The sequence below is a fragment of the Sediminicola luteus genome (assembly GCF_002514735.1).
Lineage (GTDB): Bacteria > Bacteroidota > Bacteroidia > Flavobacteriales > Flavobacteriaceae > HQA918.
Map to the genome: position 1 here is coordinate 1285332 of NZ_NBWU01000001.1, position 16411 is coordinate 1301742.

At 44.4% G+C, this 16411-nt stretch carries 10 protein-coding genes; 1 reads left to right on the top strand and 9 read right to left on the bottom strand.

The window, feature by feature from the left end; genetic code table 11:
- Window positions 1–2: 2 nt before the first annotated feature.
- From B7P33_RS12240 to B7P33_RS12270, 7 genes are all read right to left on the bottom strand, one after another.
- Entirely contained in the window at window positions 3–1631 is a 1629-nt protein-coding gene (locus tag B7P33_RS12240) for a S41 family peptidase (protein WP_097442242.1), read from the bottom strand.
- Complete coding sequence (rnpA, locus tag B7P33_RS12245) at window positions 1618–2019, bottom strand: ribonuclease P protein component (protein ID WP_097442243.1); 402 nt, start codon at window positions 2017–2019, stop codon at window positions 1618–1620. The genes B7P33_RS12240 and rnpA overlap by 14 nt, the downstream gene beginning before the upstream one ends.
- 144 nt (window positions 2020–2163) lie before the next feature.
- Window positions 2164–4017 (bottom strand): M1 family metallopeptidase, encoded by a 1854-nt coding sequence (locus B7P33_RS12250; RefSeq protein WP_097442244.1) that lies wholly within the window; start codon window positions 4015–4017, stop codon window positions 2164–2166.
- Window positions 4018–4026: 9 nt separating this feature from the next.
- A complete protein-coding gene (locus tag B7P33_RS12255; RefSeq protein ID WP_097442245.1) occupies window positions 4027–5679 on the bottom strand; it encodes a S8 family peptidase in 1653 nt (550 codons plus the stop codon).
- Between the two features lie 39 nt (window positions 5680–5718).
- On the bottom strand, window positions 5719–6582 hold the full coding sequence (locus B7P33_RS12260) for an MBL fold metallo-hydrolase (protein WP_097442246.1): 864 nt from the start codon (window positions 6580–6582) through the stop codon (window positions 5719–5721).
- An 87-nt stretch (window positions 6583–6669) separates the two neighbouring features.
- Window positions 6670–8898, bottom strand: a complete 2229-nt coding sequence (locus tag B7P33_RS12265) for a SulP family inorganic anion transporter (protein ID WP_097442247.1) — start codon at window positions 8896–8898, stop codon at window positions 6670–6672.
- Entirely contained in the window at window positions 8888–9772 is an 885-nt protein-coding gene (locus B7P33_RS12270; protein ID WP_245871767.1) for a universal stress protein, read from the bottom strand. Before B7P33_RS12270 ends, B7P33_RS12265 begins: the two co-directional genes overlap by 11 nt.
- A gap of 139 nt (window positions 9773–9911) precedes the next feature.
- Between B7P33_RS12270 and B7P33_RS12275 the strand changes: the two genes are divergently transcribed.
- Complete coding sequence (locus B7P33_RS12275; RefSeq protein ID WP_097442248.1) at window positions 9912–11729, top strand: cation:proton antiporter; 1818 nt, start codon at window positions 9912–9914, stop codon at window positions 11727–11729.
- Here the strand turns inward: B7P33_RS12275 and B7P33_RS12280 are convergent, their stop codons facing one another.
- Both B7P33_RS12280 and B7P33_RS12285 read right to left on the bottom strand, forming a co-directional pair.
- Entirely contained in the window at window positions 11730–14000 is a 2271-nt protein-coding gene (locus B7P33_RS12280) for a TonB-dependent receptor (protein ID WP_097442249.1), read from the bottom strand.
- Between the two features lie 120 nt (window positions 14001–14120).
- The gene (locus B7P33_RS12285) at window positions 14121–16409 is read right to left on the bottom strand and encodes a TonB-dependent receptor (RefSeq protein ID WP_097442250.1); all 2289 of its coding nucleotides are present in this window, start codon (window positions 16407–16409) and stop codon (window positions 14121–14123) included.
- Window positions 16410–16411: the final 2 nt, after the last annotated feature.

Here is a 16411-nt window from a genome sequence, read left to right on the forward strand (position 1 = left end):
GTTTATTGCAGTATTTTTTGGTATTCACTTGGGTTACCCAAAAGTTCAGTAGCCGCTAAAATAGCCTCGTCTTTCTTCAAATAACGCTCATATAGTCCTTCGCGATAGAAGTAGCGTTTTACGATCTCATCTTCCAAACTTTTCGAAAGTTCTTTTTGGTATTGGTCCAAGGCACTTATCTTTCCCGCTTTGATCTCTTGTTGCAAGGCTTTGTATTTGGCCGTAATCTCTGGGCCATATAGGGCAATATCATCTGCCGCAAGGGCTTTTTCCAAGGCCTCTTCGGTTGGGGTCTGGTAGTCTATGCCCCTTTTCGACACAAATGCGGTAAAATCGTTAAAGTCGGCTTCTGTAAAATCCAAGTCCTCTGGTTTGGCCAATTGATGGCTATAATGGTATTGGGTGGCATAATCGAACAAAACCAAATTGGCTTCCAAAGCTTTGGTAAAATCATTTGATTGTAGAGATGCTATCTCGATATCGGGTAATACGCCACCACCATCTTGAACTGGCCTACCGTTTCGGGTTTTGTAATTGTTGAATTGAGTATTGCGTTTGGCATTTCCTTTTTCGTCCCTATGCCAATAATCTAGTGCTTGAATACAGCGTCCCGAAGGCGTATAATAGCGCGAAATGGTTACCTTGAGTTGGGTGCCATAGGCCAATTTCATGGGTCGTTGTACCAACCCTTTCCCGAAACTGCGAGCCCCTATGACCACCGCCCTATCGAGGTCTTGTAAACTACCCGATACGATTTCGGAGGCCGATGCCGAGCGACCGTTGACCAAAACGGCCAAAGGAATTTCGGTATCAATGGGTTTCTTTTTGGTAAAGTATTCTTTGTTGAATTTTTTGACTTGTCCACGGGTGGTAACGATCAACTCATCTTTGGGCACAAAGAGATTGGTAACGTTTATGGCTTCGGTCAATAGTCCGCCCGGGTTGCCACGTAGGTCCAAAATGATACGTTCGGCCCCTAGGTCTTTTAGGTTTTCTAGGGCTTCTTGGGTTTGTGCAGAGGCTTTTTTGTTAAAGCGCGATAATACGATATAGCCGGTTTTATCGTCTACCATTTTAAAGAAGGGTACCGCATCTACATCTACCTGACCCCGGGTAAGGGTGGTTTTATGGGTCTCACCCTGTCTTTTATACACTAATTCGACATCGGAATTCTTGGCCCCTTTCAACAGTTCAACGGCATCATCCTTAAGGTCGGCCACAGCACTACCGGCGATTTCCAGTATCTCGTCCCCGGCCTTTAACCCGGCCAAATCGGCGGCGTAACCTTTGTAGGGCTCTATGATGATGAGTTTGTTTTCGGTGGAGCGTACCAAGGCTCCGATCCCGGAATACACCCCCGCATTGTTCATACGATAGGTCTCTACATCTTGCTCGTTCATATAGGTGGTGTAGGGATCTAAATCTTCGAGCATATTTTTAATGGCGGTATCCATGAGCTCGGCCGGATTGGTCTCATCTACATAATTCATGTTCAATTGCTTGAACAAGGTGGTAAAGATCTCTACCTGTTTGGCGATTTCGAAGAATCCGCTTTTGTATCCCGAGGCTACGAACAATACCCCAACCGCTAGAATGAGGACACTGAACTTTTTGAATTTATTTGGGTTCATCTGATAGCTGTTTTTGGAATTTTTCCGCCACTTTTTCCAGGGCTTTATGTACTGCCTGTTGTGTAGGAATTTCTTTTCCAATATATAAAAATAGGAACGCGTAGGCTGTTGTATTGTTGTTAAAAAACAGTGATTTTCGATGGCGATACCCTTCACGCATCAATCGTTTGATGCGATTGCGGGTTACGGCTAACTTAAATCGCCTTTTGGGAACGGTGACCCCAGCTTGGGTAACCGTTTTGGTTGTCGTGGGCAAATACACCAGTTTTAATGGGTAATGGGAGACCGAATGACCCTGCTCGAACAAGGCTGCAATCTGTTTGCGGCTTTTTAATTTTTCTTGTTTGGGGAAACTGGCACCCGCCGTGTTCTGGGGTAAAGCTGTCATAGTTCAAAAGTAAAGTAATTTATAATACCCCCCTTGTATTCCCCCGGAGGGGGAAGAACTGACCCTGATAGTTTGAAGGATTTAGTAAGTAAATAAAAAACCCCGACCAATGGCCGGGGTCTTTTCAACTATTTTGACTGACTGCTACTCTGCAGTAAACGTATTGTTGTTCAGATCTACATCGGCCATAAGGGCAGAAGGATCTAGTTGTATCCCCTTAACCTCCGACAGTGGTCTGTCTATGGTAAATTCATAGGTAGGGTTGGTCCAAGGCCAATCTTCCAAAACCGTTCTTTTTAAGCTCGGATACGGATTCGCTTTTTCGCCGCGCATCATACGCAATGGGGCGTAAAAGGTTTCTTGGGTGCCGTCTTTGTAGACCACTAAAATGTCCAAAGGCATGGGCATAAGACCGATACGCTCCAAACTAATCTTGGTTTTGTTCCCTTCGGCGGTTACTTCTTTTACCCCGTAATCGATGGTGTTGGTGGTTTGGGTCCAATCGGTTAGGTACCAATCGAGCTCAAGACCCGACACCTTTTCTGCCGTACGTTTGATATCGTTGGGCGTAGGGTGTTTAAACTTAAAGTCTTCAAAATATTTCTGAAGGGTCTGCATCAGTTTATCCTGACCGATTACATAGCCCAATTGCGACAAGAAGATGCTTCCTTTGCTATAGGCGGCAATGCCGTAAGGCATATTTTCGGCATAGCGGTCGGCATGGGTACTTTGAGGCTGTTCCTTACCCGATTTTACCAAATAGTAATAATTTCTATAGCTACCTTCGAATACATTGGTCTTGCCTTGCTCCATAATCTGGTTCATGCATAGGTCGGATATAAAGGTGGTAAAACCTTCATCCATCCATTCGTGTTTGCTTTCGTTCGTGGCCAATACATGTTGGAACCAAGAGTGGGCCATTTCGTGAACCATAACCCCAACCAAACTGCCAAATTTACGTTCTCCGGTAATTAGGGTACTCATGGCATATTCCATACCGCCATCGCCCCCTTGTACTACGGAATATTGGTCATAAGGGTATTTTCCGACATTGTTGCTAAAGAATTCCATGGCTGCGGCGGTCTTGGGCTGCAAACGCTTCCATTTTTCTTCCAATTCAGGCTTGTTCTTGTAAAAGAAATGCAGGGTTGGTCCTCCTTCTACAGGATATACGTCGTGAACATATTCTGGATCGGCACCCCACATAAAGTCGTGGACCATGGGGGCTTTAAAATGCCAGGTAAGGGTTTTTCCCCTTTGCTTTTTCACCTTGATTCCGGGAGCCTCATAGCCATGCCCGATTTCTTGCGGATTTTGCAGGTACCCAGTACCTCCGATAGTGTAGGTTTTATCTATGGTGATCTTTACATCGTAATCGCCCCAAACACCGTGGAACTCCCTAGCGATATAGGGATGTGCATGCCAACCTTCAAAATCGTATTCGGCCAATTTGGGGTACCATTGACTCATGGATAAAGCGACCCCTTCTTTGGAATTACGGCCCGAGCGACGGATCTGTAACGGCACTTGCCCGTTAAATTCCATGTCGAACGTAGTTTTGGATCCGGGTTGAAGCGGTGTGGCCAATTCGACCACCAACACGGTACCTTCGGTGGTATGTTTTACGGCTACCCCATCTTGTTTAAGGTCGGTAACTTTTAAAAAGCCAATCTCGTCTTCACTTAAACTGGCGATCCTACTTTTCTTGTCGGTCGTGGTCATACGCCCATCGGGATCTTTGATATTCTGAAGGCGAATATCCATTTCACTCCCTGGCTGGAAGGCGTTGAAATACAAATGATAATATACCCGGTTCAATACATCGGGGGAGTTATTGGTATACACCAATTTTTGGGTACCCGTGTAACGATAGGTCTTAACATCCATATCGATGTTCATGGTGTAATCGACATGTTGCTGCCAGTACCCGGGGGTTTGTGCCTGTAGGGAAAATAATCCCAAACAAATGAAAACGCAGTTCAATAGTTTTTGGAGCATAGGAGTAGTTTATAGGTTTACTTTACCTTTTGATACTTGTTCCGCCAAGATAAGGGCATTATACAAATTGGCCATTTTTCCGGAAGAGGTAACATCGCCAAAAGATTTTACGTTGTTATCATCACCAGCCACTATAACCTCGGTATTCAAGGATACACCCGATTCCATAATAATCTTTTTGATCTGCCCGGCTTTAAGGTTAGGATATTTACCCCAGACCACGGCAGCTACACCGGCCACGGCAGGAGCTGCCATAGAGGTACCTCCCATAGTTTTGTACTTGCTTTCGGGAACGGTGGAGTAGATTTTAGCGCCTGGTGCCAGTACATCTACATTGATCTTACCATAATTGGAGAAACTTGCCACCATTTCTGGGCCGTATTTCGGTGCCAAGGCCCCTACGGTTATTACATTGTCGGCCATTTCTGGTCCGTTATTGATTTGGTCGTTCGGGAAATTCGGATTGGCCGGGTCATCTAGATCCTCACCATCGTTTCCGGCGGCATGTACGATCAATACGTCATTTTTAGCGGCGTATTTAATGGCATCGTATACCCAATCGGCATTCGGTGAATATGATTTACCGAAACTACAGTTAATGATCTTGGCACCATTGTCAACGGCATAACGTATACCTAGGGCAATATCTTTATCGTATTCGTCTCCGTTAGGAACGGCTCGAATCGACATCAGTTCTACGTTGTTGGCCACCCCATTGGCACCTAAACCATTGTTGCGTTCCGCTGCGATAATTCCGGCTACGTGGGTACCATGGCTCTCATCTTCCTTAACATGGCTAGGGTTACCATTACCATACTTGGTGTCTTTAATGTCGTAGGGATTATCGCCCACAACTTTACGACCGTCAAAGGCTACATTAAGGTTATAATCTACCGATTCGGTTAGGTAATCTACATACCCTTTCATCTCTTCCAATACATCTGGAATGTTCGTGGCACCTGGAATATTTTGTGCAAATGCGAAGGCTTGCGATAAAATGCCCGAGTTTTGGATCATACTGGCATCTTTGGCAGCCAATGCCCTTAACTCTTCTTGGGTGTAATCTTCTTTACCCAAAGCTTTGGCCACACTTTGGTGGGCTTCGTTAATGGCCGAATAAATGGCGCCTATCTGGGTTTTTTCGGCCGAATCTTTGGTCAGTTTTTCATTGAGTTCGTTCTGTGCGGCAGTCTGTAAAGTGGCATCGCCCAATTTTAACTTTACGATACGGGTCATTTCTAGGTTTTCGTTATAAGAATCGCCTAGGAAATTGTACCCATGTACATCGTCTATATACCCATTGCCATCGTCGTCTTTACCATTACCGGCAATTTCCTTTTTATTGGTCCAAAGTACATCGTCTAGATCTTCATGCTCTAAATCCATACCCGAATCCAATACGGCTACGATTATGGTCTTGCCTTTTTTGTTACCCAATAGCTCGGCATAGGCCTTATCTACACTCATACCGGGAATGGTATCGGTAATCAAATCGGTATGGCCCCAATGTTGCTTTTCTTTTTCGGTGAGCTCCTCGATCTTAAGGGGCATGGTATCTATATTCTCAATGGGCGTGGAAACTAAAGGCTGTGTCCCTGAACAGGCGACCAATAATGCGGCCATCCCGAGGGATCCCAGTGTTCCGTTAAACGTCAACTTCATATGCTTCAAATTAAATTCCTCTTGTTGTTATTTGTAGTATTAGCTATTAAAAAGTTCTTCGAAAGTAAAAATAGTATTGACCCTGGCCCCTTTTGGGGTCTCTTTTAAGGTACAAAGCTGGTTGTGGGCATCGTGCTCAAAGAACAGATACAGGTTCTGTTCCAAGGCAGTCTGCATAAACCGTGCCTTTTCGTCCATACTGAGTAAGGGTCGGGTATCATAACCAGTAACATAAGGTAGGGGTATGTGGCCTACGGTGGGTACCAAATCGGCGGCGAAAACTAGGGTTATTCCCTTGTAGGTAATCTGGGGCAGCATTTGTTTTTCGGTATGCCCATCCATAAACCAGATGGAAAAACCCAATTCAGATTCTTTTTGGAACATGGCACCACTGCGCTCAATAAAGCGCAATTGTCCGCTTTCTTCCATGGGTAACAAGTTCTCTTTAAGAAACGAGGCTTTTTCCCTTACATTGGGTTCCGTTGCCCATTTCCAGTGGTTTTCGTTGGTCCAGAAAAGGGCATTTTTAAAGGCAGGACGGTAGCCGGTGCGATCATCGTTCCATTCAATACTACCGCCGCAATGATCAAAGTGCAGGTGGGTCATAAACACATCGGTAATATCGTCTCTATGGAAACCGTGGGCGGCCAAAGATGCATCTAAACTGTGGTCTCCCCAAAGGTTGTAATACCCAAAAAATTTATCGGATTGCTTGTTGCCCAGACCGGTATCGATTAAGACCAACCGATCCCCGTCTTCAATTAAAAGACTTCGGGCGGCAATGTCTATGAGGTTATTGGCATCGGACGGATTGGTACGCTGCCAAATGCTTTTGGGAACCACCCCGAACATGGCCCCGCCGTCTAACTTAAAATTCCCTGTTTCAATGGGATATAGATTCATCTACAAAATGGTGTAAAGGTTTGCAAATTAAGAATTCTAAGAAGTTTTGGGGGAGGGAAACTACCTAATTTGGGCAATTTTTAACACTTAGCGCCCTACGAAACTGGGGCTGCGCAACAACTTACACAATTGTTGGCCGTAAAATATCAGGGCTTTGATCTCTTGTACACTAAGTAGTCGTTCTTTCTTTTGGATCAAGAGACTCTTCCCATTCGATTCGACATGGTAATACGGATTACTTTCAAAAAACAAGATGAGTTCATCGGTCATTAAATCGCGGATCTGTTTTTCATCGGGACCGCTTAGGTAATATCGTTTGTTAAAATCGGGATGGTCGGCGATGTCGATATCAGAAAAACCGGCTAGGTTATAGAGTAAACGCATTAAACCGTCTTTGTCTAAAGAAAAAACCGGAATGGCATCTTCCAAACTATAATGCAATACCGTGGTCTTCACCACCTCTTTGGCAATAAAGGCCCCTTCGGTAAATTCTAGGTCGAAAAGGTTGAACTTGCCCTCGGGCCCCGACAAACGGTTGTAGGTATATTTGATTTCCCGATTTTGGAAAAACACAAAATCCGATAAAAACTGGGTGTCGGTATTACGTTTGGGGTCATATTGCCACTTAAATTCTTTGGCAGTACTTTCTAACAACCGTTGACGCTTGGTCAGGTATTGTTCAATGGGCTTGATCCTATTTAGGGGTAAAACCTTGCGAACGGCAAAAGGGTGGCCCGATTTGGTGCCGTGCTTGTCCAGCCCCACGATTTCAATGCTGCCCCCTTTTTTGGCAAAGGTATCTGTATAGTTCTCCAAACCTTGCATTACCGTATGGTCTACAAAATCGCACATCGAAAAGTCGACTACGACCGTCTCGTCTTCCGAGATGGCATCTAGTTTGTTCTTTAGTTTGTAAAAATTCATAAAACTACAGAAGTACTTTACACTAATATAAAAAGTACCTCCGTCGGCCTCTTTGAACATAAGGATATTGGGCTTGGCCAAGTTTCCAAAGAACAGGTGTAACGAACGGTTCATTACGATGTGGATCAACAGGGTTACCACAATACCGGCGCTGATACCCGTAATAAGATTGGTAAACAAGGTGGTGATCAAAGTGGTAGCAAAAATCAGGATTTGCTCCGTACCGATCTTGGCTATTTTTTTCAAGTTCTTGGGTGTGGCCAGTTTATAACCGGTATACACCAAAATGGCCGCAAGGGCCGCTAAGGGTACTTTTTTGATATAGCCTTCGAATAATAATATGAATACGGCCAAAAATAGGGCATGGAATAGGTTGGCCGAACGATTGGTGGCCCTGTTGTTTACGTTTACCGAGCTTCGGGCGATAACCACCACTACGTTCAGTCCGCCTAAAAAACCACTGATAATATTGGCGATTCCCAGGGCTTTAAGGTCTCGGTTTACGTTCGAGCGCCTGTTGGCCGGATCTAGTTTATCAACCGCTTTTATACTCAATAAGGATTCGATACTGGTAATCAGGGTGATGGAAAACACCGCCAAGATAAATTCCGTTTCTCCCAATTTGGCAAAATCGGGTCGGGCCAAATTACCCAGCACATCCTCGGGAATCTGCACTAAATAAGAAGCATCCAAAGGAAAAGGAAGTTTCAAAAATATATAGACATAACTAAAGCCTACACTCAGCAAAAGCACCCACATCGGGGCCGGAATCAGCTGAAAATAGGGGTTTCGCAATTTGGAATAAAACACCATGATGGCCAAAGAGATCAGGCCAACCGTGGCTACGATCCATATACCTGAATCCATGGATTGCCAAACGGAAACGAAAGCTTCGGGAATTTTACCCAATAGCTCCATAATGGAACCGGTGGCCCCATTATTACCTATCATAATGTGGAATTGCTTTGATAAGATCCCAATTCCGATGGCAGCCAACATGCCTTCTATGGCCGAAGCCGGGAAAAAATCGGCCAAACGGCCCATTTTCAAAAATCCGAATAGTAAAATCAACACCCCAGAACAAACAATGGCCGCCAGGGTATATAAAAACCCTTGGTACATATCGCCGCCTCCCAAGGTCATTATGGTTGCCAAAATAACGATGACCAAACCGTTACCCGGGCCCGATATGGTCACATGGCTTCCGCCTAATAGTGCCATAACCACACCGCCCACAATCGCGGCCATGATACCCGATATTGGTGGTGCCCCACTGGCCAATGCCAAGCCCAAACCTAAGGGTAGGGCTATTAAAGACACTACAAAACCCGAGAACATATTCTTGGGGAGGTCTTTGGCGAATGTGATATGTTTTTTCTCCTTAGTTACCATGTTTGGGGCGTATGATCAAAAGGTCTGTCGGTAGATCCGATAATATATGTTCGATATCATGAGGGAACAAGCGATCCCACAAACGGGTTTTTAAAGGGGCGTTCATGACCAAGAGATCGGCACGGACCACTTCGGCATAATGCCCAATAGAGTAGCCCCGCCTTCCGAAAATACTTTGGGTCTTAAGGTTAATATTGACCATCCAATCTTGGGGCAATGCGTTTAAAACACCTTTTACACGGTTGTCTTCCCGTAAGGTTAGCCGCTCTTTTTTAATGTAGGCACGTTTTAATGACTTATCGTCTTCTACACGTTCTACCTCTTGCTGGCGAATCTCCTCCACAACAGTGAGTTGCCTGGCCTGTAAGATATGGGCCATATAAACGGCATGCCCAATGGCCTCAGGGGTATCGGGGGCATCCAATCCATTGACCACAATGTGCTGGCAAGGGATACGTTCTAAAGAGGGTTTGATTAAGAGTAAGACCGAACAGACTACTTTTCGAGTCAGTTTCCGGGCTATGGAGCCTACATAAAAACGGAACAGACCTTCGTGTTGCAAGGCCCCGAGGACCAAAAGATCGATGTCCATGGCCTGGGTAGTTTCCAGGATTACCTCATAGGGGTCACCGGGTTTCCATTGGATGTCTATCGATAGATCGTGATGTTCGGTACTGTTTAAAAGCGCCTTGATTTTGGCTTCTTTTTCAGCATCTTTCTCCCCGACATGAAGCAATACCAACTTGGCCTGCATATAATAGGCAATTCGGGTCACCTCCATAATATTGGCATCCAAAGTGGGCGAAAAGGCAAATCCGAAAAGTAGGGTTTTAAAAGGCTTTTGGTTGTTCAAGGTCTGACACTTTGGGGGCAAGATAGTATTAATTTTGGTATTGAACGGCTTGGTCTGGGGGCTCTCTTTTTTCGCTTTCGATTAAGTTTCCTATTTTTAGTTGAACACTAACGTTGCCCGTTTCATGCTAAGTATGGAATCCGCAACTTAAAACCAACCTATGGTAGAACTCGCTGGTATTGTAATTTTAGGGATAATAGCCCAATGGGTGGCTTGGCGTTTAAAATTGCCTGCCATTCTTCCTTTGATTTTGATCGGACTTTTGGTAGGACCTTTATCTACCTTATATACCGACGATGGTAGTAAACTGATCGAACCGATATGGAATGGTGAAAAGGGACTTTTTCCGGGCGAAACCCTGTATTATTTCGTGTCTTTGGCCATTAGTATCATTCTTTTTGAAGGGGGGCTGACCTTAAAAAAGGCCGAGATTGCCAATGTGGGGCCGGTTATCACCAAGTTGATAACCTTGGGATCCGTCATCACTTTTTTTGGGGCGGGTATCGCTGCCCATTATATTTTCGAACTTTCTTGGCAGATTTCCTTTTTGTTTGCCGCCTTGATCATCGTGACCGGCCCTACCGTTATAACCCCGATATTGCGTAACATTCCCCTGAAAAAAGATGTCTCGGCCATTTTAAAATGGGAAGGTATCTTGATAGATCCCATTGGGGCTTTGGTGGCTGTTTTGGTATTTGAGTTTATAAGTGTTGGGGAAGGCAGTGGGTATACCCAAACCGCCTTGATCGAATTCGGTAAGATCGTATTATTCGGTACCACCTTCGGGTTTACATTCGCCCACGCCTTGGCTTTTGCCATTAAAAAGAATATGATTCCGCATTACTTACTGAATGTAGTATCACTATCGGTGGTGCTCTTGGTGTTTGTCGAGTCTGATGTATTTGCCCATGAGTCCGGACTTTTGGCCGTGGTGGTTATGGGTATGGTGCTTGGGAATATGAACTTGCCCAACCTTAAGGAATTGCTCGACTTTAAGGAATCGCTTAGTGTTTTACTGATTTCCATCTTGTTCATTTTATTGGCGGCCAACATTAATTTGGCCGATCTGGAATTGGTGCAAAACTGGAAGACGGCCCTATTGTTCGGAATAGTCGTCTTTATAATAAGACCGCTTGGTGTGTTGTTAAGTTCACAGGGGTCTAACCTGAAATGGAACGAGAAACTATTTATTGGTTGGGTGGGTCCACGGGGAATCGTGGCGGCCGGAATCGCCTCACTTTTTGGCTCGAAACTTTTGGTCAAAGGCGAACCCGGGGCCGAATATATTACCCCATTGGTTTTTGTAATCGTACTGGGAACCGTTCTACTTAATGCTACCACCGCCCGTATGGTGGCCAAATGGGTAGGGGTAATGCTGCGTGTGTCTAAAGGGATATTGATCGTTGGGGCCAGCGAGCCTTCTCGGTTAATAGCGAAATACCTACAGAACAATGGTCGGCATGTGGTGTTGTTAGATAATAACACTGCCCATATCGCAAGTGCAACTCAAGATGGTTTGGAAGCTTTGGAGACTAATGTTTTTACCGATACTTTACAAGACAATATCGAATTGAACGATGTCGGTTTTTTATTCGGATTTACCGGCAACAACGATATCAATAATTATGTGATCAATACTTTAGGGAAGGATTTTGGTGAACATGGTACCTACCGATTAATGAGTGGCCAAGAACTACTTCAACAAACCCCCAATAGTGAGAATCACTTATTCTCAACCGAATTCGATTTTAATAAGTTGGTTGAGGTGACCCATAGGTTTCCTGAGATTCACGAGACCGTCTTAACGGATTGGGAATCGCTGGATAAAATGAAAAATGGTAACCGTTTGCCCCTTTTCTTAAAGGAACCCGAAGGCGAACTACACGTATTCGATGCCAAGGCAGAAACGGTGTTCAAAGATTTTGAGGGAAGCATGACATTGGTATACCTGGGCGAAGTCTTATCAGAAATAAAATAGTTAGGGTTCCCAATAGATTTTTCGGGTGGCCCATAGGGGAGTGCCGTTTGCTGAAATACCCTGAACATTGATTAAATAATATCCGGCAGAAAGGCTGCTGGGCATGGCTATGGTATGTTTGCCTTTGCTATTCATTTTGAAATCGGGATCCCAGTAGATCAAATCGCCTTTTCTTTTAGTAAGCTTGAGCTTATCCGTATCGGCCAAACCGGGTATGGGTACAATAACCTGACCCGATCTATCTGGGGGCAAGGTGTCGTGTTTCTCACCTCTTTTGGTATAAATGGCGATAACACCCCCCACGCCCCGTCGTCCGAAAAGGGCGGTCCTTCCTTCTCGTATTACATCAACATAGTCTACAGAGATTATGGGAATGGGGTTAAGATCGGCCGAATCTATAAAAAAACCATCCAACATTATCGAGGCTGGGGTTAGGTTACCCGCGGTTACCGAATACCTTAGGTAATAGGCGCCTTCAATTACCCGTAGACCGGGTATTTTTCGTTGTAATAATTCTTCGATGGAATTAGTTGCACTTAGTATTTGATCCGTAACCTCTACGGTTTCGGAAGGGGTAATGTATAGGGATCGTTGCCTCCTTCTTTGGGCTTGTTTTTTGGTTTCTACTTCGGTCTCCAAAGTGACTTCATCGAGTTGGGTAATACCGTCGCCAGAAAATCCTTCAACTTCTTGAGTTTGGGTTTCCCTTGGGTCAAAATCGTATTCCGGTACGGCAAAATCAGTGGGTAAAAGGGAATCGATTATGATTTGATACGAATCCGAAAATTTTACCTTATCCTTTTTACGTCGTTTGGCCACCCCAACTTTTACATTCGCTTCTGCCCCAGAGGGGAAATATAGGTTTTGGAAAGAAAATTCCCCTGTGGTCGAAATCGGACTTTCCTCAAAACCGAGACCTGCACTTGAACGGGTAACCATAAAGGCCTGAATGCCTTCAAAATCAGGGTTCTTTCTTCGAGAAACAACCTTGCCTTTTAATTCCAATCCGGTTTCTGGCACATACAAAATGGTGCTGTCTTTTGAAATGGGTTTAAATGAGGCCAATAATTCGGCATCCAATGCCGATTTATCCAATAATCCGTTTTTGTCGATCACTTGGGCAAAGGTTTCGTCCAGGGTAAATTCCGTGGCCAATTGTAAATGGGTGCCGATATTGGAATAGGGTTGCCGGGCCCCGGCTAATTTGTGGACCGATACGGACATGTCGGCTAGTTTAAAGGAATCTTTTACCGCTAGCTGAATCCCCTTTTCGGCAACATCGATTGTAATGGCCGACTGGGTTAGGGTTCCGGTTTGGTGAAATAGGGTTTTTTCATAGGGAGTTTGGCCAGCATCGTCCTGAAGGCTAATATGCACCAGCCCTGGTCTTAAACGTGCTTTGGGCAGGGGAAGTACTATGGTGGGGCTCGTTGACCGTAAAGGAAGAACAAAGTCGGGCAGGCCTTTTTGCGCTACTTTAAGCTGGCAACCCGCATAACCCCCACCGTTATTGGTTTGTATGTATAGTTTATAACTTTCCGGATTTTCGATAATGCGCATGGTAAATCCCTGGGCTTCCAATTCGGGCAAGGGATATGACCATGTCCGTTGTTGACTGACCAACCGTAGGGTATAACCCCCTTCTTTTGGTGTAAAGGGAATGGCTTTGGCCAAGCCAAAGGGAAAGGGAATGCTTTCTAGAATATCGCCTTTTGAATTTACGAGCTCTAACATGGCATCAACATCTACACTATACGGATACAAGGCCTTAACCCCGATGCGGTTGGGCAAGTTGGCCACAAGGGTTCCGCCTTCCGGGTGTATTCGAAGTGCCGGTTTTTGGGTAGGGGTTTGCGGTGTGCCGCCATGGTCCGTAAGTACCAAGGGGATGCTGTTTTGATGGGAGCCCGAAGACCCTTCCATAAATTTGGTATAGGCCCGCAGGTGGTAAGTACCCGGATCCAAGGGTTCAGGAAAACTCAGGATCCCAGAGGCACTGGTCCCTTGAACGAGCAACTTTTTTTTGAGTACCGATTGTTTATCCAAAGTCAAAACCTCTATATAAACCACCTTGCTTATGGGGGACATTCCGGTATCGCCATCTACTATATACACTTTAAACGGAATTTTTTCCTTGGTATCGAATTTATCCTTGGGAAGATGGATAAAGGTTTTTTCGGTAGGTAGTTCTTGGCCAAAAAGGGGAGTATTAAAAACACCTAAGGCGCAGAGGAAAAGTATAAAAGGTAGGTTCTGAAATGTGCGGGGCATGATGTAAGATTACATTTTGCTTAAAATTAGAGTATTACCTATTGGTATTTAAAAATGTTCAACGGAATACAAAATTTTGACCTTATTTGTGTAATTCGTAAAAACGGGTTTTATTATTGACTAGTTAAATGCTACATTTTTTAGATACACCCATTGTACAAATTGAACGGTAGCTCCATCTTCAGTTACCCCTCTGATATCTACACGGTAGTAAGGAAGGTCTGGAGAGTAGGGTAATTCTAGGGCTATAGTCCCTTGGCTACCGGTGTTTACCTTGGGATCCCAGTATACAAGACCTTCTTGATTTCGATTATCACGAAGCTTGTATAATTTAGGGTTTGGTAAGCCCGGCAGGGTAATTTTATATCCGGGATCAGGTGTTACGGTTTGTTGGTTTAGATTATAATCTCCTTTTTTTGTATAAATAGCTATTACCCCTCCGGCCGCTCGGCTACCATAAATGGCTGCTTTGGAACCTTTTAAGATGTCTATGTAATCAATTTCATTTGTAAACATTCTTTCAAAATTATCTTTATAAGGTATTCCATTAAGGAGGACCAAAGCAGGAACGGGGCCATAGATAGTAGCTGTATTTCGTAAATAAAATACATTATTGATAATTGTAAGACCGGGAACCCGGCTTTGAAGAAGTTCAGGCAAGGTTAAGGCGTTGTTTCCTATTTGATTACCAACCTCTATAGTTTGATTCGGGTTTTTATATAAAGTTCGACGCTTGTTTCGGGTAGATTTTATAATATCTATGGCATGGTCTTCCACGACAACCTCGTCCAAACGGTTTACCCCTTCGGGTATAACTAAAGCTTCGACCATTTTTGGGTTAGGGATCTCTTGTGTAATGTTCCTGTTTTCCAAAAAAGCAAAGTCCTTGGGCGATATAGTCTCTAGATCAATGCTATAACCGTTAAGTGAACTAATCTTATGTTTTCCCTTTGCGAATGGTTTTCCCACCTTTAAACTCAATTTGGTAGAATTGGTAAAATATAGGTTGTGAAAGGCGAAACGGCCTTGGTCATTTACTATAGTATGGTCAAAACCGACCTCGTTTCCATTTTTGTATATTAGGTTAACCTGAAGGTCACGTTGCTTTTTATTCTTGGATGTTACCCTACCCGATAAAGTGATTCCGGTTTCGAATTCGGGTGTTGTAGACGCCTTTATGTTACTATTATTCTGAGGTAGGCTTAAAAGAAGTACTTCTCGATTTGCTTTATCCGCCAGATGGATTTTGGTGAGGAAATCGCCAAAAAACTGAGGGTTTTTAATCCCCCTGGAAATAGGAGGTAAGGTATCTTTGAAACGATGTATCGCAACCGATAAATCAGGGTTCCGGCCCCAAGTTTGGTGTCTATCTACTTTTAAAGTTATTGCGCTTTTCTCAGGGGTTACACCTTCTATGGAAAGCTTCGTCTCGTTGTTCTTTTTAAAAATGTTCCGTTTCAATACGCTTGTTCCTTTTGCGTTCCATAGTTCTATCTCGGCCAGCCCGGGAGCAAGTAGCTTTTTGGCTATGGGTATGATTAAGGTTTCCTTGGTTTCATGAATGGGTAGCTCCAAAATGCGATTCCCGTTTTGTTTTAAGCTTAAGACCAAACCCTCCAAGGTATCGGGCAAGGTCGATTTTAAAAAGACCCTATACTCAGTTCCGTAATCAAGTACACGAACACCTATTCCAGTGGCCTGTACTTTGGGAAGGGGATATGACCAGTTTCCCTCTAAATTATCTAGGGTCAACGTATAGGTTTCGTTGTGTTTCGGTGTAAAACGAAACAAGACTGGCATAAGGGAAGTGAGCTGAAGGGAGCCTATTTGATTGTCAGAACCATCGATTATTTTGGCATTACTCGGGCTACCGGGGGCTAGGTCTTCTAAGTACACGGCGAGTTGTGACGGAAGCCCGGCAACAAGTTGGCCGCCTTCCGCGTAAAACTGAATGTTTGGCTTTTGGGTAAGGTTCCCTTTTTGCGATTGGGATATGTTGCCCACAAAAACCGTGCTTATGGCTAGGGCCGAACCCGAAGCTTGCGAATAACGGGTATAGGCCTTTAGGGTGTAGGGCCCTTGTGCAAGATCGGAAGGTAACCAAAGGGCACCGAGCCCACTGGATCGATCCAAAAGCACCATTTTTTTGTAGGATAAGGAATCGGTGGGCGAACGCAGCTCTATATAAGCGACCTTACTCACTGGGAGAATAGGCCCATTGGAATCGAAGGCCTGTAGGTACACTTTGAAAAAGATGTTCTCTTCCTTATCGAAATGGTTTTTGGAAAGATGAAGTTGAACATTTTCTTTATAATAGTCAACTGGTTGGCCTTTGGCAACATACCAACTACACCATACAAAAAGAAATGTATACCATTTATAAAGTATCTGACTGGATTTAAACTGCATGC